This window comes from Halioglobus sp. HI00S01 (assembly GCF_001635445.1).
Classification (GTDB): domain Bacteria; phylum Pseudomonadota; class Gammaproteobacteria; order Pseudomonadales; family Halieaceae; genus Halioglobus; species Halioglobus japonicus.
Map to the genome: position 1 here is coordinate 47,457 of NZ_LWEE01000110.1, position 21,263 is coordinate 68,719.

21 protein-coding genes are annotated in these 21,263 nt (G+C 59.2%); 13 read left to right on the forward strand and 8 right to left on the reverse strand.

Features of this window, described 5'->3' with window-relative positions; all coding sequences use genetic code 11:
* The first annotated feature begins 74 nt into the window (after nucleotides 1–74).
* The 6 genes from A3709_RS12900 (at nucleotide 75) to fadA (ending at nucleotide 7,962) form a co-directional block, all read left to right on the forward strand.
* A complete protein-coding gene (locus A3709_RS12900) occupies nucleotides 75–644 on the forward strand; it encodes a heme-binding beta-barrel domain-containing protein (RefSeq protein WP_231871174.1) in 570 nt (189 codons plus the stop codon).
* 223 nt (nucleotides 645–867) lie between these two features.
* Entirely contained in the window at nucleotides 868–1,890 is a 1,023-nt protein-coding gene (locus A3709_RS12905; RefSeq protein WP_066055142.1) for a Fe(3+) ABC transporter substrate-binding protein, read from the forward strand.
* The gene (locus A3709_RS12910) at nucleotides 1,881–3,533 is read left to right on the forward strand and encodes an iron ABC transporter permease (RefSeq protein WP_066055144.1); all 1,653 of its coding nucleotides are present in this window, start codon (nucleotides 1,881–1,883) and stop codon (nucleotides 3,531–3,533) included. Before A3709_RS12905 ends, A3709_RS12910 begins: the two co-directional genes overlap by 10 nt.
* A complete protein-coding gene (locus tag A3709_RS12915; protein ID WP_066055147.1) occupies nucleotides 3,523–4,425 on the forward strand; it encodes an ABC transporter ATP-binding protein in 903 nt (300 codons plus the stop codon). The genes A3709_RS12910 and A3709_RS12915 overlap by 11 nt, the downstream gene beginning before the upstream one ends.
* 177 nt (nucleotides 4,426–4,602) lie before the next feature.
* Nucleotides 4,603–6,750, forward strand: coding sequence for a fatty acid oxidation complex subunit alpha FadB (gene fadB, locus A3709_RS12920; RefSeq protein WP_066055149.1), 2,148 nt, complete (start codon nucleotides 4,603–4,605; stop codon nucleotides 6,748–6,750).
* A gap of 30 nt (nucleotides 6,751–6,780) precedes the next feature.
* Nucleotides 6,781–7,962 carry an acetyl-CoA C-acyltransferase FadA gene (gene fadA / locus A3709_RS12925; RefSeq protein ID WP_066055151.1) on the forward strand — a complete coding sequence of 394 codons (1,182 nt, stop codon included), beginning with the start codon at nucleotides 6,781–6,783 and terminating at the stop codon, nucleotides 7,960–7,962.
* A 47-nt stretch (nucleotides 7,963–8,009) separates the two neighbouring features.
* On the opposite strand, the gene A3709_RS12930 is transcribed toward fadA, so the two are convergent.
* Nucleotides 8,010–8,327, reverse strand: a complete 318-nt coding sequence (locus tag A3709_RS12930) for a YqcC family protein (RefSeq protein ID WP_082850096.1) — start codon at nucleotides 8,325–8,327, stop codon at nucleotides 8,010–8,012.
* Nucleotides 8,328–8,534: 207 nt separating this feature from the next.
* Here A3709_RS12930 and A3709_RS12935 point away from each other — a divergent pair, with 207 nt between their 5' ends.
* Nucleotides 8,535–9,125, forward strand: a complete 591-nt coding sequence (locus A3709_RS12935; protein WP_066055157.1) for an HdeD family acid-resistance protein — start codon at nucleotides 8,535–8,537, stop codon at nucleotides 9,123–9,125.
* Here the strand turns inward: A3709_RS12935 and dinG are convergent.
* Both dinG and A3709_RS12945 read right to left on the reverse strand, forming a co-directional pair.
* Nucleotides 9,122–11,248, reverse strand: a complete 2,127-nt coding sequence (dinG, locus tag A3709_RS12940) for an ATP-dependent DNA helicase DinG (RefSeq protein WP_066055160.1) — start codon at nucleotides 11,246–11,248, stop codon at nucleotides 9,122–9,124. The genes A3709_RS12935 and dinG overlap by 4 nt on opposite strands.
* Entirely contained in the window at nucleotides 11,242–12,423 is a 1,182-nt protein-coding gene (locus tag A3709_RS12945) for a 1-acyl-sn-glycerol-3-phosphate acyltransferase (RefSeq protein ID WP_066055161.1), read from the reverse strand. The genes dinG and A3709_RS12945 overlap by 7 nt, the downstream gene beginning before the upstream one ends.
* A 138-nt stretch (nucleotides 12,424–12,561) precedes the next feature.
* Here A3709_RS12945 and A3709_RS12950 point away from each other — a divergent pair, with 138 nt between their 5' ends.
* Both A3709_RS12950 and A3709_RS12955 read left to right on the forward strand, forming a co-directional pair.
* The gene (locus A3709_RS12950) at nucleotides 12,562–12,789 is read left to right on the forward strand and encodes a hypothetical protein (protein ID WP_066055165.1); all 228 of its coding nucleotides are present in this window, start codon (nucleotides 12,562–12,564) and stop codon (nucleotides 12,787–12,789) included.
* A gap of 274 nt (nucleotides 12,790–13,063) precedes the next feature.
* Nucleotides 13,064–13,336, forward strand: coding sequence for a hypothetical protein (locus tag A3709_RS12955; protein ID WP_066055168.1), 273 nt, complete (start codon nucleotides 13,064–13,066; stop codon nucleotides 13,334–13,336).
* Nucleotides 13,337–13,390: 54 nt separating this feature from the next.
* Here A3709_RS12955 and A3709_RS12960 read toward each other — a convergent pair whose 3' ends face one another.
* Both A3709_RS12960 and A3709_RS24835 read right to left on the reverse strand, forming a co-directional pair.
* Nucleotides 13,391–14,395, reverse strand: a complete 1,005-nt coding sequence (locus A3709_RS12960; RefSeq protein ID WP_066055171.1) for a tyrosine-protein phosphatase — start codon at nucleotides 14,393–14,395, stop codon at nucleotides 13,391–13,393.
* Between the two features lie 36 nt (nucleotides 14,396–14,431).
* On the reverse strand, nucleotides 14,432–15,067 hold the full coding sequence (locus A3709_RS24835) for a TetR/AcrR family transcriptional regulator (RefSeq protein ID WP_066055174.1): 636 nt from the start codon (nucleotides 15,065–15,067) through the stop codon (nucleotides 14,432–14,434).
* Nucleotides 15,068–15,144: 77 nt separating this feature from the next.
* Between A3709_RS24835 and A3709_RS12970 the strand changes: the two genes are divergently transcribed.
* A complete protein-coding gene (locus A3709_RS12970; protein WP_231871175.1) occupies nucleotides 15,145–15,582 on the forward strand; it encodes a diacylglycerol kinase in 438 nt (145 codons plus the stop codon).
* A 72-nt stretch (nucleotides 15,583–15,654) separates the two neighbouring features.
* Nucleotides 15,655–15,921: a 30S ribosomal protein S20 gene (rpsT, locus tag A3709_RS12975; RefSeq protein ID WP_066055177.1), complete on the forward strand. Its 267-nt coding sequence runs from the start codon at nucleotides 15,655–15,657 to the stop codon at nucleotides 15,919–15,921.
* Between the two features lie 195 nt (nucleotides 15,922–16,116).
* Here the strand turns inward: rpsT and A3709_RS12980 are convergent, their stop codons facing one another.
* Nucleotides 16,117–17,304, reverse strand: coding sequence for a ferritin-like domain-containing protein (locus tag A3709_RS12980; RefSeq protein WP_066055180.1), 1,188 nt, complete (start codon nucleotides 17,302–17,304; stop codon nucleotides 16,117–16,119).
* Between the two features lie 110 nt (nucleotides 17,305–17,414).
* On the opposite strand from A3709_RS12980, the gene A3709_RS12985 reads away from it, so the two are divergent.
* On the forward strand, nucleotides 17,415–18,413 hold the full coding sequence (locus tag A3709_RS12985) for an AraC family transcriptional regulator (RefSeq protein ID WP_066055183.1): 999 nt from the start codon (nucleotides 17,415–17,417) through the stop codon (nucleotides 18,411–18,413).
* Nucleotides 18,403–19,473, forward strand: coding sequence for a patatin-like phospholipase family protein (locus A3709_RS12990; RefSeq protein WP_066055185.1), 1,071 nt, complete (start codon nucleotides 18,403–18,405; stop codon nucleotides 19,471–19,473). The genes A3709_RS12985 and A3709_RS12990 overlap by 11 nt, the downstream gene beginning before the upstream one ends.
* Here the strand turns inward: A3709_RS12990 and A3709_RS12995 are convergent.
* Together A3709_RS12995 and A3709_RS13000 are read right to left on the reverse strand one after the other, a co-directional pair.
* Complete coding sequence (locus A3709_RS12995; RefSeq protein ID WP_082850099.1) at nucleotides 19,470–19,745, reverse strand: polyhydroxyalkanoic acid system family protein; 276 nt, start codon at nucleotides 19,743–19,745, stop codon at nucleotides 19,470–19,472. The genes A3709_RS12990 and A3709_RS12995 overlap by 4 nt on opposite strands.
* A gap of 57 nt (nucleotides 19,746–19,802) precedes the next feature.
* The gene (locus A3709_RS13000) at nucleotides 19,803–21,263 is read right to left on the reverse strand and encodes a hypothetical protein (RefSeq protein ID WP_066055188.1); all 1,461 of its coding nucleotides are present in this window, start codon (nucleotides 21,261–21,263) and stop codon (nucleotides 19,803–19,805) included.

A 21,263-nucleotide genomic window follows, 5' to 3' on the forward strand; every position in this document is an offset into this window, starting at 1 on the left:
CGCCCAGACCCGGCAATTCGACACGACTGTACTAAGCTTGAAAACACGAAAGACGTCCAGATAAGGAGACACCATTGAGCACTATTATTGACGGCGTAGATTATGGCCCGCTACACCAACTGATCGGCACCTGGTGGGGTGACCGCGGTTTGGACGTGGCACCGGAACCCGATGGCGAAGACAAACACGCATATTACGACCAGATCGTATTCACGCCCGCGGGCGCAGCAGAAAACGCCGAGGAACAAAACCTCGTGTGCGTGAAGTACCACCAGGTGGTGCGCAAGCGTAACAAGGGCACGATTTTCCACGACCAGATCGGCCACTGGATGTATGAACCCGGCAGCGGCATGATCATGCACTCCCTGACTATTCCCCGGGCGGTTTGCGTACTGGCGGGCGGCGAGCTGCAGCAGGCGGGAGAAGAGACCATTTTTGACGTGACAGCAACCCAGGGCAGCGAAACCTTCGGCATTGTGCAATCACCGTTTATGCTCGAGAAGGCAAAGACGACGGCATTCAAGATGACCATGAAGGTCAGCGGCGACGAGCTGGTCTACGAGGAAATCACTTCTCTGGATATATACGGCCGCCAGTTCGAACACACTGACGGCGCCACGTTGCACCGTATCGTCTACGACTGACGCCCTCCCCCTGCCTGCACGGCGCGAGAGTCGGGCAGGGAGCAGCCCTGCTTTTCGATATCGAGAATCATTCCTGTTTACTAGCCCACAAGTCATCCAGTACACTCACATGCAATCGCCCCACCGAGCCCTGGCTCAGCGCCGCTGTGCTATCGCCGGCGTCCAAGGGCGACAACCATAAACTGGCGGACACCCTATTCGCCGCGACCACCGGATGGAAACTATGAATGTGTACAGCAACACCCGCCGCCTGCTGGCCGGGGCCCTACTCTTTGCCGTCAGCGCCACCACACTTGCCGATGTCAACGTCTACTCGGCGCGCAAGGAAGCGCTGATCAAGCCGCTGCTGGACCAGTTCAGCGAATCCAGCGGCATTAAGGTCAATCTCGTTACCGGCAAAGGTGACGCGCTACTGACCCGCCTCAAGAACGAGGGGCGCAATACACTTGCGGATGTGCTGATCACTACCGATGCGGGCAGGCTTTACCGCGCCGAGGAGGCCGGTGTGCTGCAAGCCATCAGCTCCGAAAAACTCGATGCCGCTATTCCCGAGCACCTGCGCAGTGATGATGGTTACTGGTATGGTCTGTCGGTGCGCGCCCGCGCCATCGTCTACGCCAAAGATCGCGTCCAGCCCTCCGAGCTGAGTACCTACGAAGCACTGGCCACCCCCGAATGGAAGGGCCGTGTGTGTATCCGCTCCTCCGGCAACATTTACAACCAGTCACTGGTCGCAGGCATGCTCGCCACCCAGGGCGCAGACAAAACTGCCGCCTGGCTGGAAAACTTCGTCCCCAACTTTGCCCGCCCACCCCAGGGCGGTGACCGCGATCAGATCGCAGCCGTCGCCGCCGGTCAGTGTGATGTCGCTGTCGTGAACAGCTATTACTTCGGCGGCATGATTAACGGCTCTGATACCGCCCAGCGCGAGGCAGCCGCCAAGGTGGCGATTTTCTGGCCCAACCAGAACGACCGCGGCACACACATCAATGTCAGTGGTGCCGGCGTGACCGCCGCCAGCGACAACGTGGCACAGGCGATAGCCCTGATTGAGTTTTTGACCACAGAAGACAGCCAGTCCTGGTATGCACAAACCAACAATGAATTCCCCGCTCGCGAAGGTGTGCAAGCCAGTGAACTGCTGGAATCCTGGGGTGAGTTCAAAGCCGACCAGGTGGATGTGACCGAACTTGGTGAGCGCAATGCCGCAGCAGTCATGGCCATGGATCGCGCTGGTTGGAAATAAGTCTGCCCAAATCACACCACACCGGCGCCGTCTTCGGCTGGCGCCTGGTGCTGGTGAGCCTGGCACTGGTGCTGTCGCTGCCGGTGCTGGTCATTGTCGCCAGCCTCGCGCAACCCTATAGCGATGTCTGGCAACATCTGCGCGACACCGTACTCAGCGACTATGTCAGCAATTCCTTTCTACTCATGGCCGGCGTGGGACTGGGCACCTTCGTGCTCGGGGTGTCTGGCGCCTGGTTAACGGCCATGTGCGAATTCCCAGGTCGACGCTTCTTCAATTGGGCACTGCTGCTACCCATGGCCATGCCGGCCTACATCATCGCCTACACCTATACCGGCATGCTGGATTTCGCCGGCCCGGTCCAGACAGCACTGCGCGACGTTTTTGGCTGGCGCTATGGCGACTACTGGTTCCCCGAAATTCGCTCTTTGGGCGGCGCCATCTGCATGCTGTCGCTGGTACTTTACCCTTACGTTTACCTGATGACCCGGGTCGCCTTCCGCGAACAGTCCACAGCCGTTCTGGAAGCGAGCCGCAGCCTCGGCCGGGGCCCCTGGGGAACCCTGTTCACCGTTGCCCTGCCGTTGGCCAGGCCGGCAATTGCGGCGGGCATCAGCCTGGCCCTGATGGAAACCCTGGCTGATTTCGGCACGGTGGATTATTTCGGTGTCAGCGCGTTCACCACCGGCATTTTTCGCACCTGGTACGGGCTGGGCGAACTCACTACTGCGGCCCAGCTGGCGTCCTTTCTGTTGCTGTTTGTGTTCGCGCTGTTTGCCCTCGAGCGCTTGTCGCGTTCACGACTGCGCTACCACCAGCGGACAGCACAACGTGCCCCCAGGCGTATTGCGCTCACCGGTTGGCGCGGCGTGGGCTGCACGGTTTTTGCCGCATCAGTGGTGGTGCTGGGATTTGCCCTGCCGGCAGGGCGTCTGCTGGGCTGGGTCGTCAACACCTGGCGCGACGCTCTGGACAGCACGTTCCTAAGCCTCGCGTTGAGCAGTGTGGCCGTGGCAGTTGCTGCCAGTTTGTTATGCCTGGTCACGGCGTTGGTGCTGGGGTACGGCAAGCGCCGCTTTCCCGGCCCCGTGGAAACTGTTGCCGTGCGCACCGCCGCCATTGGCTACGCCGTTCCAGGCACGGTAATCGCCGTTGGTGTGATGATCCCGCTGGCCTGGTTCGATAATCGCCTCGACACGTTTATGCGCGCCACCTTCGACATCTCAACCGGGCTACTGTTGAGCGGCACACTGGCGGCTCTACTGTTTGCCTACGTGGTGCGCTTCCTCTCCGTGTCGCTGCAGAGCGTGGAATCCGGCCTCAGCCGGATCAGCCCCAGCCTGGATGAATCAGCTCGTTCCCTGGGCCACAATGGCGCCGGCGTAATGCGCCGGGTGCATTTACCGGTGTTGCGTGGCAGCATGCTGGCCGCGCTATTGTTGGTATTTGTAGACGTCATGAAAGAGCTACCAGCCACCTTGATTCTGCGCCCCTTTAACTTCAATACCCTGGCGGTGCGCACCTACGAACTCGCCTCCGACGAGCGCCTTGCCGATGCGGCCACCCCCGCACTGGCGATTGTCCTGCTAGGCTTACTCCCCGTTATCCTGCTCAATCGAGGAATGCAACGCGATGGCGACTGAACAACTCCAGATTGACGCCGTCGATGTGCACTACGGCCAGTTTCAGGCCGTGAAAGGGGCCTCTCTCACGCTGGCCCGAGGTGAGCTTGGCTGTTTGCTGGGGGCATCAGGCTGCGGCAAAACCTCACTGCTTCGAGCCATCGCTGGCTTTGAGCCTGTCAGTGCCGGCTCGGTTGTGCTCCACCAGCGCCAAATCAGTTCCGCGCAGGCTACGACCCCGCCGGAGCACCGCCAGGTCGGCATGGTCTTCCAGGATTTTGCACTGTTCCCCCACCTGAGCGTGCGCCGCAATGTCGGCTTCGGCCTGACCGGGCTGGACCGCAAGGCGCAAGCCGCGAGGGTTCAGGAACTGCTCGAACTGGTAGAGATGGGTGACTTTGCCCGCGCCTATCCCCATGAACTCTCCGGGGGCCAACAGCAACGTGTCGCCCTGGCCCGCGCGCTCGCCCCTGCCCCGGAGCTGTTACTACTTGACGAACCATTCTCCAGCCTGGATACCGAGCTGCGCGAACAATTGGCCGGCCAGGTACGGCGCCTGTTGAAACAGACCGGCACCACAGCACTCATGGTGACCCACGATCGGCGCGAGGCCTTTGCCATGGCCGATAGAATTGCGGTGATGGAGCAGGGCCACATCGTTCAATACGACACGCCACTGAATCTGTTCCGCGCGCCCGCGACGCCATTTGTCGCGAACGCCATTACCCGCGGCGCCCTGCTGCCGCTGGAAATCGTGAACCGCACCGATGGCCGCGATCATATTCTCTATGAACTGGCACTGACTGCAGATCAACGCATTCCCTGCCGCACCGGTCCGGACATCGATCTGGCGGTGGGCGAGCTGCTCAGCGTTTATATCGACCTCGATAACGCCGTGGCCCTCAGCCCCTGAGCCGGGGCTTTACCCGGGCAATGTAATCGCTGTAAACTTCATCTCCCGAATCTGTGGCCCCTGTGCCAGTCGCCCCACTTATGTCGGGCATCGACTACACTTATGGCCCCTTCACACGGCAGCGGCTACACTCCCTGCCCCGAATAACATCCCATCAACCTGAGACAGGACACTGACATGATCTACCAGAGTGACCAGCTCACGATTAAACGCCTCGAGGGCGACATCGTCGAGCTGAACTTCGACCTGCAGGGCGAATCCGTCAACAAATTCGACCAGGCCACCGTGGCCAGCCTGACCGCCGGCCTCGATGCCCTGGAAGCGGAAAGCGGCATCAAAGGCCTGCTCGTGACTTCCGGCAAGCCGGTCTTCATCGTCGGCGCCGACATTACTGAATTCGTTCAGCTGTTCGGCTCCAGCAAAGAAGAGATCAAACCGTTTACCGGGATTAACAACGCCAACTTCAACCGCCTCGCTGCCCTGCCCTACCCCTCAGCTGTGGCCATTAATGGCTTCGCCATGGGCGGTGGTCTGGAAATCTGCCTGGCCTGTGACTTCCGCATCATGAGCACTGCGGCCAAGGTCGGCCTGCCGGAAACCAAGCTGGGCATTTTACCAGGCTGGGGCGGTACCGTGCGCCTGCCGCGCATCATCGGTGTCGACGAGGCTGTTATGTGGATGGCCACCGGTGCCGACAAGCGCCCCGACGCCGCGCTCAAAGCAGGGGCCGTAGACGCAGTCGCTGCACCTGAACAGCTGCGCGAGGTTGCGCTGACTACCCTGAATAACGCCATCGAAGGCGGCCTGGACTACAAGGGCCGCCGCGCCCAGAAGCACGGCCCACTGCCCCTGAATGACATCGAAGCCATGATGAGTTTCTTCACCATCAAGTCCATGGTGGGCCAGCAGGCGGGCAAGAACTACCCCGCGCCGCTGAAAGTGGTCGACGTCATCGAACAGGCCCGCAGCATGAGCCTGGAAGACGCGCTGGACGTAGAGGCCGAAGGCTTTGCCGAACTGGCGACCACCCCGGTCGCCGCTGCGCTGGTCGGTGTATTCCTGAATGACCAGCTGCTGGGCAAAGTAGCCAAGGGTTGGGAAAAGCAAGCCGACAAAAAGATCGAGAACGCCGCCGTACTGGGCGCGGGCATCATGGGTGGCGGCATAGCCTACCAGAGTGCCCTGAAAGGTACCCCGATCAAGATGAAGGACATCAACCAGGACGGCCTCGACCTGGGCCTGTCTGAAGCTAACAAACTGCTGGCCAAGCGCGTGGCCAAAGGCCGTATGACCGCGGACAAGATGGGCGACATCCTCAACAGCATCGACCCCACCCTGACTTACGCTGGCTTTGATGGCGTAGACATCGTGGTTGAAGCGGTTGTCGAGAACGAAAAAGTCAAAGGCATTGTGCTGGCCGAAACCGAGAAGGAAATCGATAAAGACGCCGTGCTCGCGTCCAACACGTCGACCATTTCCATTACTCGCCTGGCAGAAAACCTGGAGCGTCCGGAAAACTTCTGTGGCATGCACTTCTTCAACCCCGTTCACGCCATGCCCCTGGTAGAGGTGATTCGCGGTGAAAAGACCTCCGACAACGCGATCGCCCGCACCGTGGCTTACGCCAACAAGATGGGTAAAAAAGCGGTTGTGGTGAACGACTGCCCAGGATTCCTGGTCAATCGGGTGCTGTTCCCCTACTTCGGCGGCTTCAATGCGCTGCTGCGTGACGGAGCCGACTTCCAGGCCATCGACAAGGTCATGGAACGCTGGGGCTGGCCCATGGGCCCGGCCTACCTGATGGATGTCGTTGGCATCGACACTGGTGTTCATGCAGCCAATGTAATGGCAGAAGGTTTCCCCGACCGCATGCAGCCCGACTTCAAGAGCGCCACCGAGGTACTGTTCGAGAACGACCGCTACGGCCAGAAGAATGGCAAGGGCATGTACGAATACGTCACCGATAAACGCGGCAAGCCGAAGAAAGTGGTCAACGAAGAAGTCTACGACCTGATCGCGCCGGTGTGCGGCGAGCGCGCTGAATTCGACAAGGACGACATCATCATGCGCATGATGCTGCCCATGGCCATCGAAATGGCCCGCTGTGTGGAAGAAGGCATTGTCGGCACGCCCTCTGAGGCCGATCTGGCACTGCTCTACGGCGTAGGTTTCCCGCCCTTCCGCGGCGGCATCTTCCGCTGGATGGACACTGTTGGCATGCAGGCAATTGCCGATGCTTCCGCGAAGTTCGCTCACCTGGGCAAAGCCTACGAGCTGACCGACAACATGAAAGACATGCTGGCTAACGGCAAGACCTACTACTGAGTTAGGCGCGAGAATTAAAGGAGAAATACTGTGAGTTTGAATCCGAAAGACGCAGTGATTGTAGATTACGCCCGCTCAGCCATGGGGCGTTCCAAGAACGGTTGCTTCCGCAACGTACGTGCAGACGATCTGTCGGCCGCGGTCATTAACGGCATGCTGGCCCGCCACGAGGGACTGGACCCCGCCGAGATCGACGACCTGATCTGGGGCAGCGTAATCCAGCGCGGCGAACAGGGCATGAACCTGGCGCGTTTTGTGGCCCTGAATGCAGGTCTGCCACATACCGTTCCCGGCCAGACCGTCAATCGTCTGTGTGGTTCTTCCATGAGCGCACTGCACACCGCAGCGGCCAATGTCATGGCCGGTATCGGCGATGTCTACCTGGTCGGTGGTGTCGAGCATCTGGGTCACCTGCCCATGATGGACCCCGCCAACGTCGATCCCAATCCGCGCATGGGCCGCTCTGTGGCCAAGGCGGCGGGCATGATGGGTATGACCGCTGAGATGCTGGCGATCATGCACGGCATCAGCCGCGAAGATCAGGACAAGCTGGGCCTGCGTTCGCACCAGCTGGCCCATAAGGCCACCGTAGAAGGCAAGTTTGATCGCGAAATCATCGCCATCGATGGCCACGATGAAAACGGCGCTCTGGTCTCGGTCACCGCTGACGAAACCATTCGCCCGGAGACCACCCTGGAAGGTCTGGCGCAGCTCAAGCCCAGCTTCAACCCACAGGGCGGTACCGTCACTCCCGGCCAGTCTTCGCAGATCTCCGATGGCGCTTCCGCCATGCTGGTCATGTCTGCGGAGAAAGCCCAGGCGCTGGGCCTGAAGCCGATCGCCAAGATCCGCGCTATGACCCTCGCCGGTGTCGACCCCTCCATCATGGGTTACGGCCCTGTGCCCTCTACCCAGAAAGCGCTCAAGCAACTGGGCCTGACCATCGACGATATCGATATGGTTGAGCTCAACGAAGCCTTTGCCGCCCAGGCTCTGCCTGTACTGAAAGACCTCGACCTGCTCGACAAGATGGACGAGAAAGTGAACGTTCACGGCGGCGCCATTGCCCTGGGCCACCCCTTCGGTTGCTCCGGTACCCGCATCACTGGCTCGCTGCTGAATGTGATGGAAGACCGGGACCTGACCCTGGGTATCTCCACCATGTGTATCGGCCTCGGCCAGGGTATTACCACCGTGGTTGAACGCGTCTAACGCTGTTTCAGTGACAACGAAAAAGGCCCGCATTTGCGGGCCTTTTTTTATGCGTCACTAATAAGTTGATCAACCCGCTGTAGCGCAGCGATCAGCTCGTCGATTGACAGCTCCGTACCGCGAAAAAATTCCTCTGCCATGGGTGCAATACTGCATTTATCAGGTAGCGGCGACTGTGCTTCGAGCATGCCGTAAATCGTTGGAATAAAAATAAACTGCAGCCACTGCGGCAATGTCAGCGTATCGACACAGAACGGTTCCGTAGAAGCCAGTGCCTCTGAAGACGGGGGAATCTTGTCCCACAACCCAAGCTGCCTGAGATGGGCTTCGATATCGATCAGAACTTCAGCAATGTCAGTGTGCATGTGGTCTCTCATTGTCATCAGGGCAGCATTCTACACACATGCCCCTCGGTTCGTCCCTGGCCGCACACACGGTCATGCGATATTGGCGCTCCCTGTCACCCTTGTGGCGCCCACAGCCATGCTTGCAAGCCGAAGCTCCCCCTAGACTGGACGCACTCGTTGAGCCCCTATCGACGAGGGTTCTTTTTTACCCTGGGAAGTGAACACATGCACTCTGTAGCAACCGGAAAATCCGCCTTTGACGCTATTGGCTGCCAGTGGGCCTGGACCATGGGCATGGGTGTGACACTGATGATTCTAGGCAAACTAGGCCTGGGCATGAGTGTCACCGCGACCATGTCCGGAATAATGCTTCTGGGAGCACTGCTGTGCATGGCAGGCGCAGCCCAATTTACAGAGCTGTTCCAATCCGAGGGCTGGCAAATACGGGTCTGGAACGTGGTAGTGGCGTTTCTCTACGTCTATATCGGCGTTATCACGATGCTTAACCCGGCGCTGCCCTCTGCCGGCCTGATACTGTTGATCGCGGCTGCCTTAATCGTCATCGGCGGGCTGCGTATTNCCGCCGCGGTGCAATTGAGAGGTGCGCGCGGCTGGGGCTGGGGCGTGTTCGGCGGTGGCTTGACAATTATGTCGGGGACAGTGATTGCTACCCAATGGCCTGTTCAGGGCCTTAATGTCATCGGTACCCTGATTGCACTGGAAATGATGATCGCTGGCTGGACCGGTGTCATCATCGCCCTGAGTGCACGCCAGGCAACTGCGCCGACTTATGCATTGAGCACTGAGGCCGACTAGCCCAGTTCGCGACGAAAGGGCGGCAGGGAATCCAGAATTGCCTGACCGTAGCGGCGGGTTCTAACCCGCCGGTCCAGCAGGGTGACCCGGCCGATATCGGTTTCGGTGCGCAGTAACCGCCCGGCCGCCTGCACCAAACGCAGGGCTGCATCCGGCACACTGATTTCCATAAAGGGGTTTTTGCCCTGGGCTTCCATCCACTCCGCCAGGGCCGCCTCCAACGGGCTGTCCGGTACCGCAAAGGGTATCTTAGCAATCACCACATGTCGGCAGTAGTCGCCGGGCAGGTCGACCCCCTCTGCAAAGCTCGCCAAGCNAAAAATGACACTGCCAAACCCGCCGTCAATCTCTTCCCGGTGACGCCTGAGAATCTCCTGCTTGGAGTAGTCACCCTGCATCAGGATTCGATCGCCGAGCAGGCCTGTCACCCCGGTGTGCACGTCGAGCATCTGGCGCCGGGATGAGAACAACACCAGCGACCCTTCGTTCAGGTCCAACAGCTGTGGCAGCATGTCAATAATGGCCTCGGTGTGAGCCTGGGCATCACCCGGGTCGCAATCCATGGCCGGCACGCTGAACACCGCGTTGCCGTAATCAAAGGGGCTCATGACCTGCTTGTAGCGCCCCTCGCGCGGCGCACCGGAGTGGAGAATAAAACGTTCAAAGGAGTTGAGTGCGGTAATTGTTGCCGAGGTAATGACGACACCCGCGGCGCGCGACCAGAGGTTGTCGCTCAATATGTCTGAGGCCAACACCGGACTGCAGCGCAGATCAAAGGCGTACTGGCCACCACTGGTGACCATGGTAACCCAGCGGGCGACCGGCGGCTGACTGGGCTGGCTGCCCTCGGCGAAGGCGCGCCACAGTGCCAACACACCCTCGGCCCGGCCCAGCATGCCACCAAGATTAATATGCCAGGTTTCCAACTCCGACTGATCCATACCTGAAAAATCGTCCTCGAGGGCGTCTTCGAGCACCTTCTCCATACGCCTCAGCACCCCTACAAAGCGGTTGAACCGCTCCGCCAGTGACACTGACAGTTGACGCAATTCCTCGGGCACCACCCCGTGATCAAAGCGCACCTGCGGATCCTCGCGGCTGGCCTCGGGATCGACATCCTCGAACAACTGGGCCACCTGTTGCTCCGCGCCCTGCAGTCCCAGCACCATCTCGTCCACATCCGCCGGCAATGCGTTCAGCAGGCGCTCGAGATTATCGAGCGGTGTCAGTACCGGCGCCGCCTGGGCGAAGGCCTTCTTGCAGTCCTGCAGCCAGCTCATCGTGGTATGCAGCCGGCAGAAGCTCGCAAAATGCGACAGTGCCTTATCCGGCAGGTGATGCCCTTCGTCAAAGACATAAATACAATCGTCGGGGTCGGGCAGAATCGCGCCGCCACCCAGGGCCAGATCCGACAGAGCGAGGTCGTGGTTAGTAACGATAATGTCGGCGTTTTGCAGCTGCTCCCGGGCCTTGAAGAAACTGCACTGGGAAATATTCGGACAGCGTCGCCCGGTGCACTGGGCGTGGTCCGTCGTTACTCCCCACCAGACTTCCTCAGCAATGGTATCCGGCCAATTGTCTCGGTCGCCATCCCACTGGCCGCGTCCGAGTGCGTCGATCATGGCGCTATAGACTGGCATAGCATCGGCGCTGGCCGGTGACGCCATTTCATCCGGGTACAGCGCCAACATGCCGGTTTCGCCCTGCCCTTCCATCAATTGGCGGTCAAGCTTAGACAGGCAGACATAGCGGCGGCGCCCCTTGGCCAGGGCAAAGCTGAAGGCGAGACCGCTGTGATGGCGAATATCCGGCAAGTCCTTATTGATGAACTGTTCCTGCAGGGCGATGGTGGCGGTGGCGACGACCAACCGCTTGCCCCGGGCTTGTGCCATGGGAATCGCAGAGACTGCATAAGCAATAGTTTTGCCGGTACCGGTACCGGCTTCGATCACGCAGACCGCCGGCTCAGTAGAGGGCGCTTCGCCGGGGGCGGGAATCCTGCCCAGGGCATTGGCGATTTCGGCGATCATCTGGCGCTGTCCCCAGCGCGGGGTGAGCTGTTTACTGTCCATCAGCGCCGTGTAAGCGACGCGGATATCGTCCTTGAGCTGGTCGGTCAGCAAGGGTATTGAATGGGCTCAGCCTGTTGCTGCTCCACCAGGTCCAGTTTGTTCATGACCACATTGGCGTAGATCGCCAGGGCAAAGGGACGGTGCGCCTCGGGCATGGCATTAATCCGGGCCTCAAACTCCGCTCGGGTACAGTCGCCGTCTTCGGAATAAAAGTCATCGGGAATTGCCGGGGCGAACTCGCCGTACAACATCTCGTAGGCATAGCGATTGGTGGGATGCAAACAGTACAGGTCAAAGACCTGGCGATCGATTTCCTGGGCAACATGATCGGCGTCTTCAAACTGTGAACCCAGAGGGGTGCCGAAGGACACGTGCACCCGGCCTTTCTGGCCGGCAATCCCCTGGCCGATGGAGGCGACATCTTCCTGCTCGCCTTTTTCGTAACTGCCATGCTCGGACAACTGGTGGAGTTCATTGGCCTTGAGCGCATCGCAAGGGTCCAGCTCATAGGATATCGCCACAGGCACGATACCCAGACCGGCAATGTGCTCACCGAAGCTCTGGTTGGCCTTGTCGCGGCTCATGCTCAGCATTTTGATCACTGCCGGTTCGGTGCGGTCGTGGCCGTCTTTGGCCCGCCCCTCACGCTGCGCCAGCCACACAGGGTTACCGTCGGCCCGGATGGAGTGGCGGATGTAGTTGGCCAGATTGCGCGACGCAGCCAGCAGTTCGCGCGGGCCACCGAGGNTGCGCTTGACGATAAAGCTTTTGTTCAAGCGCATCAGGTCGGATACCCAGGGTTTGGTCAGCAAATTGTCACCAATGGCAATGCGCACCGTCTGGTGCCCGCCCTGGTGCAGCGCGTAGTTGGTAAACGCCGGGTCCATGGCAATATCGCGGTGATTACTGATGAACAGGTAGGCGCGCGAGGGATCCAGGTTCTCCAGGCCGGACACCGTGAAACCGCCGGTGGTTTCAGCAATCATCTGCTCCACGTGGGTCTTGATCACCATCTGCATGTCGTGGATGTCCGCCACGCCTTTGAGCTGCTTTTTCAGCGCCATGCGCACCAGTGGACGGCGCAACATTGCGGGCAGGCTCGCCGCAAATCCACCGGCGCGTTCGCCGAGCAGATCGAGCAATTCGGGCTCTTTCAGCAGCCCTGCAAGTACGTCGGCAACTTCGTCGTCCTGGTAGGGGCGAATCTCTGCGAAGGGATCAGACAAAACCGGCTCCTCAGCCTGAAAAATAGCCGTAAACAATAACTAAAATTACCGCATGAGTCATGCTCGGGACTGACTTAAATACACCTTTCTGCTAACCTGCCGCGCGTATACCAATAACTAACCCTTTGTGGAGGAAATATGGACGCGGCAACCGCCTCACTGACCACCCTCGGCGCAGCATCCCTGCTGGTGAGCTACATTCTGATGATGATTGCTTCCTGGAAGGAAGATTACGCCTGGGGCCTGTGCACCTTGTTCCTGCCACCGCTCTCCTACCTCTACGGGCTGGCCCGTCTCGACAAGGCTGGCGAGGCCTGGCTGGTCGCTGTACTGGGCATGGTCCTGATCTGGTTCGGCCTCGGCTAGGCCCACCCTGTTACTTTCGGGAAGCATTAACGATACGTAATGTTTCCCGAAAAAACGCATCATAAGCAATATTTATTTCAATAAAATCAAAGATATAAACCAAAATTACCTGAATAGCAGCCAATCCGCGTTACCTCAATACCCAAAAAATTACCTTTTAGTAACACTCCAATTCGACCCCCTGGGCGTATAATTCGAACACTTGCGACGGGTTCGTATTGTGCATAGCACCACCCATTCCAGGTTCCATAGTGAAATATTGAGGTTATCAACGATGAAATTCATCAAAGTCGCGGCATTTGCCGCCCTGGCAGCTGCTTCTGCCAGCAGCTTCGCTGCAAAACCTACAAGCATTGTTTTCGACGCCAACAACGAGACTGCTGACGGCACTACGTTCGCCAGTTACTACGTGAAGTGCTCCAACGGCAAGAAGAAAGAACTGACTGCCTGGGACGGCCGCAAGAAGTGGTGTGTCGGCGATGCAGCCAGCGAAACTTGCGAGAAAAAGCAGATCAAGGCCGCCAAGAAAGCCTGTAAAGCTGCCTGATCAGCGTTCTGCTTTCCTGAAACGGGCCCTTCTGGGCCCGTTTTCATTTCTACCTCAGAGTAAATAGCGCCGCCGCAGTTCGGCGATCTCAGGGCTCCCCACGCCCAGCGCACTCTGCAGATAATGCTCCACTGAGTCATATTGCTCATCAATGCTGGCCAGCGCCATGGCCAGATAGTCTTCGTGCACCTCCAGCATGGGCCGCACCGCAGCCGCCTCCATGTGCTCCATGTCATACTTGGCTTGCAGACGGGCGATCTCACGATCCGGCAGGAAGAACCGTGAGGTCAGCATATAGTCGCGCATCACCACCTCCCTGGGGACACCGAGTGCCAGCAACATCATCGCCGCGGCGAACCCAGTCCGGTCCTTCCCAGCGGCGCAGTGCACCAGGAATCTTGCCTCATCGATAGCGAGAATCTCCCGGAACATGCGGGCATAGGTTTCCTGCTGCCCCTCGACAAAATCGCGGTTGATCTCGCGCATGAACTCGAACATCGCATCCCGGCCAAATGCCAGCTGACCATCGCCGCGCTGCTGCGCCTCTTCGATAAACCGCGAGTTACTGCCGGGTACAATCGGCAGACTGGCGATTTTCGGAGCCCGCTCTGGAGGCAGCCGGCTGGGATCACTGGCTTGCTCTTCTTCACGCCGGAAGTCACACACCAGATCAAGCTCAAGGGTGGCCAGCAGATCAATATCACGGTCAGTCAGGGCAGATAACTGTCCCGAGCGGTACAGGTAGCCCCACTTCACCTGGCGCCCGTCGCCAGTGCGATAACCGCCGAAATCCCGGAAGTTGGGCGTACCTTCCATACCTAGCTTGCGCTCAGTCGCCAAAACTTCGTTGCCATGCTCATCGCGCAGGCGGAAAAAATGGCGGCGACCATGGGGCAGGCCAGAAACACGGGCCCGCTGCTGCGAGTGGACATCTATGTCGTGGGGCACTTCGGCCAGCAGCTCAATCATCACCGCGGCATCCGTGGATTCGGTGTCCCACTCCAGGTGGTAGTCGCCGTCGGCATCGCGCCAGACATGCACTGCATCGGGTATCAACATATTGCTACAACTCTTAATAAGGGGAATGTGCCTGCGCTAGTGATCGCGATAGGCAAATACAGCTTTCAGCAAGGTGCGCACCAGGGTTAACTGATTGTCCAGCGCCGCTTCACTGAACGGGTCCTGACCCAGCAAATCCCGGTACATCGGCGCCATAGTGACATAGGACATCACCAGATTGTTAAACCCCATCACCGCCCAGGGCTGCAGGCCCAGATGGTGTAACTGACCAAACTGGTCGCCGACGTCTGGGCGAGCGTCCATAGGCTGAAACATCGGGCGGAACAATCGCTCGATGATTTCATTGGTGTGAGGGCCTCCGGAGAGTGCCGCATGCTGGAGCAGGCGGGCCAGATTGGGGTTGGCGTGGTGCTGGCGAACAATCATCTCCAACCACTGCATGACCCGCTCCTGGTCCGGCACCTCCTGGGACTCCAGTGCGGCCAGGGGCTGGCTGAATTCCGTAATCAGCCGCTCCAGCACCGCCTGATACAGCGCCTCTTTGTTGCGGAAATGGTTATACAGACTGGGCGACCGGATACCTACGCGGTCCGCCACGTCGCCCAGCGATGTGGCCCGATAGCCCTTTTCGGCAAACAGGTCTTCGGCCGCGTCCAGAATACGCTCTGCGGTCGTGGGGGGCACTTGTGGGGGGGCTGCTTCAATTGACATGGCGGCGATGTATACTCGGCTTGTCCGGCGCTCAGATAACAACTAATAGCCATTAGTATACTCATAGGACCGAACGGATGACACAGCAGCCACCCAAGCAACCTGCCAACGGCTCCGAGAAAAGCACTGACGGTATGATGTCCAAGCCCGGGCGCAAGGGCTTTGCGCGGCTGATAGCGGCCACTCGCTACTCCTGGCGGGGCTTTAAAGCCGCCTGGCTGAACGAGGAGGCCTTCCGTATCGAGGCCTCTCTGGCGCTCGCATTCATCCCCATGGCTTTTGTCCTGGGTCAGAACATCGCCCACCAGATCGCCCTCATTATCACCTGTGGCCTGGTCATTCTGGCCGAGGTCATCAACACGGCCATCGAGTCGATTGTCGATCGCATAGGCCCCGAACACGATCCACTGTCGGGCCAGGCCAAGGACCTCGGCTCCGCCGCTGTTTTTGTGACCTTGAGCCTGTTTTCATTCGTCTGGTTAATGAGTACTTGGCATTATTTCCGGGGGGGCTGAATCCGGTTGACAAGCGCCACCCTAATGTGAATAATCGCGCCTCTTGAATTTTGACCCCCAGAGGACATCAAAGTGGCCAATTCTCCACAAGCTAAGAAGCGCGCTCGCCAGGCAGAAAAGCGTCGCGTCCACAACGCCAGCCTGCGCTCGCTGGTTCGCACCAACATCAAGAAGGTTATCGCCGCTATCGACACTGGCGACGCCGACCAGGCCAAGGCTGCTTACGCCGCGGCTGTACCCGTGATCGACCGCATGGCCGACAAGGGTATTATCCACAAGAACAAGGCCGCTCGTCACAAGAGCCGTCTGAATGCGCAGGTGAAAGCACTGTCTGCGTAATTCTTGCGAGTTACAAAAAAGCCGGCCCTTGGGCCGGCTTTTTTTTGCTCTACTCTAAGTGGGGACAGACTACGTTTTTTTGCTCTGAATTGGGGCATGGTCACGCTCTTGTAGAAGCGTGGTCTGTCCCCATTTAGTGTGCTCTCTTCTAAAAAAACGTGGTCTATCCCCAATTAATGACTTGCCCCCCTTTAGCTAGGCGGCAGTCTCGGCCTCGTGTGAGGCGTGCTCGTCCTTAAACTGCTCCACCATACTCTGCTCGTAGGCCTGGGCTTCGCCGGTGTCCAGCGGGCGTTCCAGTGACGCCCAGTCAATATCGCCATCGGTGGCCAGGTTCTCGTACTCAAGAATACCCAGTTCCTCGAACTTGGGCCGAATCTCGTCAGTGAGCAATCCGATTCGCGCCAGGTTGGGCACCACGCGCTGGAACAGCAAGTTGCGGAATGTCGACATGACAAAACCATCCAGCACACGGCGGCGCGCGTCTTCCACATCCCAACCAAAGTGAGCGAATACATCGGTCATGATGAGGCGCTCGCGGCTGATGACACAGGCCTCATAAGCGAACTGGGCGCGCTCATTGCGCTCCTCCTCGGAAAGGGTCTTAACGAACTCCTCCAGATAGTTCACGCCGAAGGTGACGTGGCGGGCCTCATCGCGTACTACCAGGTAGACCACGTCCTTGAGCACCGGATCCGGCGTGGTTTCCCGGGTGGTGTTAAAGGCCGACAGGGCCAGGCCTTCGATGACGATCTGCATGCCGATGAACTTCATGTCCCAGCGTTCATCGGTGAGAATCTTGTCGATGATGCTCTTCAGGTGCGTATTTATTGGGTACATCATGCCCAGGCGCTGCTGCAGGTACTTATTAAACACCTCGACGTGGCGGGCCTCATCGAAGGTTTGAGAACCCGCGTACAGCTTGGCATTCAACGTCGGGGCACAGGAGCACAGCTGGGAGGCCACCAACAACGCACCCTGCTCGCCGTGCAGGAACTGCGACAGGCTCCAGGCGCTGGTGTGCAGCCAGAACTCTTCTTTCTGCTCATCTGACAGCGCCATATAGGGCGGATAGTCGGTGAGATTCATCAGATCTGCCTGCTGGGCAGCATCAAATTCCGGCCAGGGGCGATCCCAGTCAATATCGATCTCGGGATCCCAATTTAGCTGCTTGCCCAAATCGTAGAGTTTCTTGATCCGATCGTCCTGCACGGTGTAATTCCAGTTGTAGGCACCGGTCAGGGGAGTCTGGAAAATCTCGGCAATATGCTCGACGTCTGCTGAGGTCAGCACTTCTTCCATATCCGGCGTGATATCCGGATTATCGGCACCGGCAAAGGTCTGAATTTTGCGTGGCGCATTGTCGGTCCATTCTATCTGCATTTGGAATCACCCTCGTTATCGTTAATCTCGCGATCAAATATCGATCAAAGTCCCCATTCCAACAAGGTGAAGTATTGTCAAATTGAGGTCATATATGGCCAAATAGGGCCATGCCCAAACACACAACACCCGCCCAATACGCTCTCATCCTCATCGACATGGTCGAGGACAGCACGGGCGAACGCCAGCGATTACTCCACGGGACCAGCATGGCTGAGGGCGACTTCGCCAGCATCGGTGCCCGGGTGGAAGACCGTGATTTCATCACCTTGGCCAATAACGCCCTTGCACTCACCGGCGACCCGGCGCTAGGGCTGCGCCTGGGCATGAGCCTCAACCTCGGGGCTCACGCCATTCTGGGGCAGGCCTTTATGACCTGCCGCGATCTGGGGGAAGCCGTCAACCTGTTCCTCAAATACCACCATCTGCTCTCCTCGAACCTCAGCCTGGCCTACTCGGTCAACGAGGGCTGGTGCTCACTGGTCAGCGTGGACCGCCCCCAGGACCTGCCAGAACAGTTCTCTTACGAGATGCTGTTTGCCGCGATGCTCAATACGCTGCGCGGCCTGATCAACGACCCGCAGATGCAGGCAGAGGTGGACTTCCCGTACCCAGAACCTGCCCACGCCGAGCATTACTATCGGGTATTTGGCGACGGCGTGCGCTTCAATTGCGCGCAGCCCGCCCTGCGCTTTCGGACCCAACTACTGAACCGACCACTACCCGCTTCCAACCCGGCACTGCGCAATCTCTACGAGCAGGAGTGCGCCCGCCTGCTGGCGGATCTCGAGGGTGAGGAATCGATTGAGGAACAAACCCTGCGGCTACTGCGCAAGCTGGAAGGCCAATATCCACAAATGCCCCAGGTAGCGCACATGCTGAACCTCAGCCCTCGCACCTATCGGCGGCGCCTGCAGCAGGAACAGCAGTCGTACCAGACCCTGCTGGATCAGGTTCGAGCCGAGCACGCCACCCACTACCTGCTCAATTCCCGCCTGCCGATGTCAACCATTGCCTACATGGTCGGGTTTAACGATTCTTCCAATTTTCGCCGCGCCTACGCCAAGTGGACCGGACGCGCACCGGGCGAGGTAAGACGTGGCGAGTAAAGCCCTGGCTGTACACATGGGCGCCGAAGCGGCGGCGCAGATTGAACAGCAGGGCTGGACACCCGAGCTCTTTTCTCTGCTGCTGGGTGCTTCGGGTGGTCCCAAGTGTTTTATTCTGAGCCAACTGGATAAGTTTCTGTTCAGCGATTTCCTGCAGCGCACCGATCGGCCACTGAGCACGTTGGGCTCCTCGATAGGTTCCTGGCGCCACGCCTGCCTGGCCCAGGACGACCCTGCTGCTGCGGTGGATCGCATGATTCATCACTACACCTACCAGCGCTACCAATCCGCCAAACCCGGGCCGGCAGAAATCAGCGCCTGCAGCCTGGAAATCCTTGAGGCGGTGTTGGGTGATAATGGCGCCAGTGCCATTGCAGAGCACCAGCGTATTCGCAGCCACATTGTCACCGCCCGCGGCCGAGGTGCCACCGGCAGCCGCTCCGGCGCGCTGCTGGCTACCGGCATGGGGGCTGCAGCACTCGGCAATACTGTCAGTCGCCAGCTGTTGCGCCACGCCTTCCAGCGCGTGGTGTTTCACAGCGGGGCCAGCCCTGCAGCCGGTTTCACGTTCTCGGATTTTGACACCCAATACACCGCCCTGGAGGCCGCCAACGTCGCACCGGCACTGCACGCCAGTGGCTCCATTCCATTCGTGCTGGCAGGTGAACTAGACATTACCGGCGCTCCACCGGGGCAGTATTGGGATGGCGGCATCATCGACTACCACTTCGACCTCGATCAATACTGTGGCGACGGGTTGATTCTCTACCCCCACTTCAGTGCCAGCGTGGTACCCGGCTGGTTCGACAAGTTCCTGCCCTGGCGCAAAGCGCCCCTGGAGAAATCCAGGCGGCTGGTCTTACTTTGCCCGGACGAGACGTTTGTGGCAGGACTGCCACACGGCAAAATACCCGATCGTTCGGACTTCAAGAGCTTCAGCGAGGAGAAGCGCATCACGTACTGGCAGGCGTGCGTCGAAGCCGCACGGGCCATGGCAGAGGAATTTGCTGAACTGGTTCAGGGCAGCGACCCCCTGGCAGGGGTGCGCGTTTATCGCTAGCTGACGTGCTCGTCGAGGTAGCGCTGCACTTCCTTGCGCAGCGTGGATTCAAACATGGAGGTGAGCAGCCCCAGTTTGACCGACACATCGATCAAGTCGTCGTGAAATGACAGCTGGCCATCGACGCCCGCGCCTTTAATACGGACCTGGTCGCCATCCCATCGCGAGCGCACGCCGTGCTCACGAGCGAGGCTTTCGACCAACCCCTCAGCGGCAGCGCGTACGTCTTCCTTGGGCATGGTATAGGGTTTGGTTATGCGGAAACCGGCCATTGATCACCTCGTTTTCGCCCCAGTATAGATCAACCGCCTAAACGGGGCATCCGTTACCTAGGCCCGAAACTGGCCATGCTCCAGAGTATAAGTCAGGCCGACATTTTCCTTGGCCTCCAGCACGGCAATCAATTGCGCGTCTTCGGTATAGGCAACGGTGCGTTTGCCACCCGGCAGATCAAATACAGCAATACCGCGCCAGGGTTCGCTCCCCTGATAAAGCACCGTGTATCCCGCCACGCTGCCCTCTCCACTGGCGTCTGCCACCAGTTCACGGATATCAGAGGCGGCGCGCACGGCATCGGTAACATCATCGAAGCCCCAGGCCTGCTCGCCGGGCGTGGCAGACCACAACGCCACCCCCTGCTTGGTCAGCATGCCGCTCACCGTTGTCACCAGGCCAATTTCATCAGGCTGCTCGCGCAACAACTGCGCCATGCGCACCGTCGCCTGGTAAACAAAATTATTCAGTGGTCCACCGCCGAATGGCATGGCGCCCGTGACGCTAAGATCACCTTCACCGGACATGCCAAACTCGTGGAGTTGGGAACGCACAGCCATGGGAAAGCAGGAATACAGTTCACGCAGCTCAATATGGTCGAAGTTCACTCCGGAGCGCTGTGCCGCCGCCTCACCCGCCAGGTGGAAGCCAGGACAGCCGCCCAGGTCACCGCGACTGGCCACCACCGACATAAAGTTTGCCTCGGCAAAGGCCCGCGGGAAGATCCACTGCGAACGCGGAATACCCAGCGCTTCTGCCCGGGCAACACTGCACAGGATGAGGCCCGCGGCCTGATCGACATTCCACTGGCTATTGTGCAGCTTGCTGTAAGGAAAGCCGAGCATCCGATTGGCCGGGCTTGGCTGAGCAATGTCGTCGGCGGCGACCGGCGTCTCGCTCCAGGCATCGGGGTTACTTGCCGCAATTTCACTGAAGCGCTGGTACATGTCTCCCATTTGAGCGCGGTGTTCATCGGGAGTCAGCCCCTGCTTGAAGCGCAGGGCGCTGTCCATGATTGCGTAGTAACCCACCGGCATGCCAAGTCCGGCGGCCGACTCCACCTCCGACCAGATCTCTGAATCTGGCTCGAGTACCACATCCGGAGTCGCCTGTTGCGCCGTTTCACTGACCTCGGCACCGGCCTTGACGGCACACAGGGCGCGATACTTGGCTTCGCCACCGGTGACCATTGCCACCGAGATTTCGCCGCTGGCAATGCGCTGGCAGGCACGCGTGATCAGGGTTTGCTGTGATACACCTATTTTTGCCAACACCGTGGTGGCTCGGTCTGCCCCCAACTCTTGGGCCAGCAACCGCCCGGGGTCGGTATATCCCCAAATCCCCTCGGTAACAGCAATTTCATCGACCTCGGTCAACAACGCGTTACCGCCAGCGTCTGCTGCAGCATCGCGCAGGGCGCGCTCCATCAGCGCTATGGCTTCATCAGCTTTCTCGTAATTAGCTTCTTTCTGCTGAACGGCAGCTACGCCAACCAGTACCGGAGTATTTGGATACAT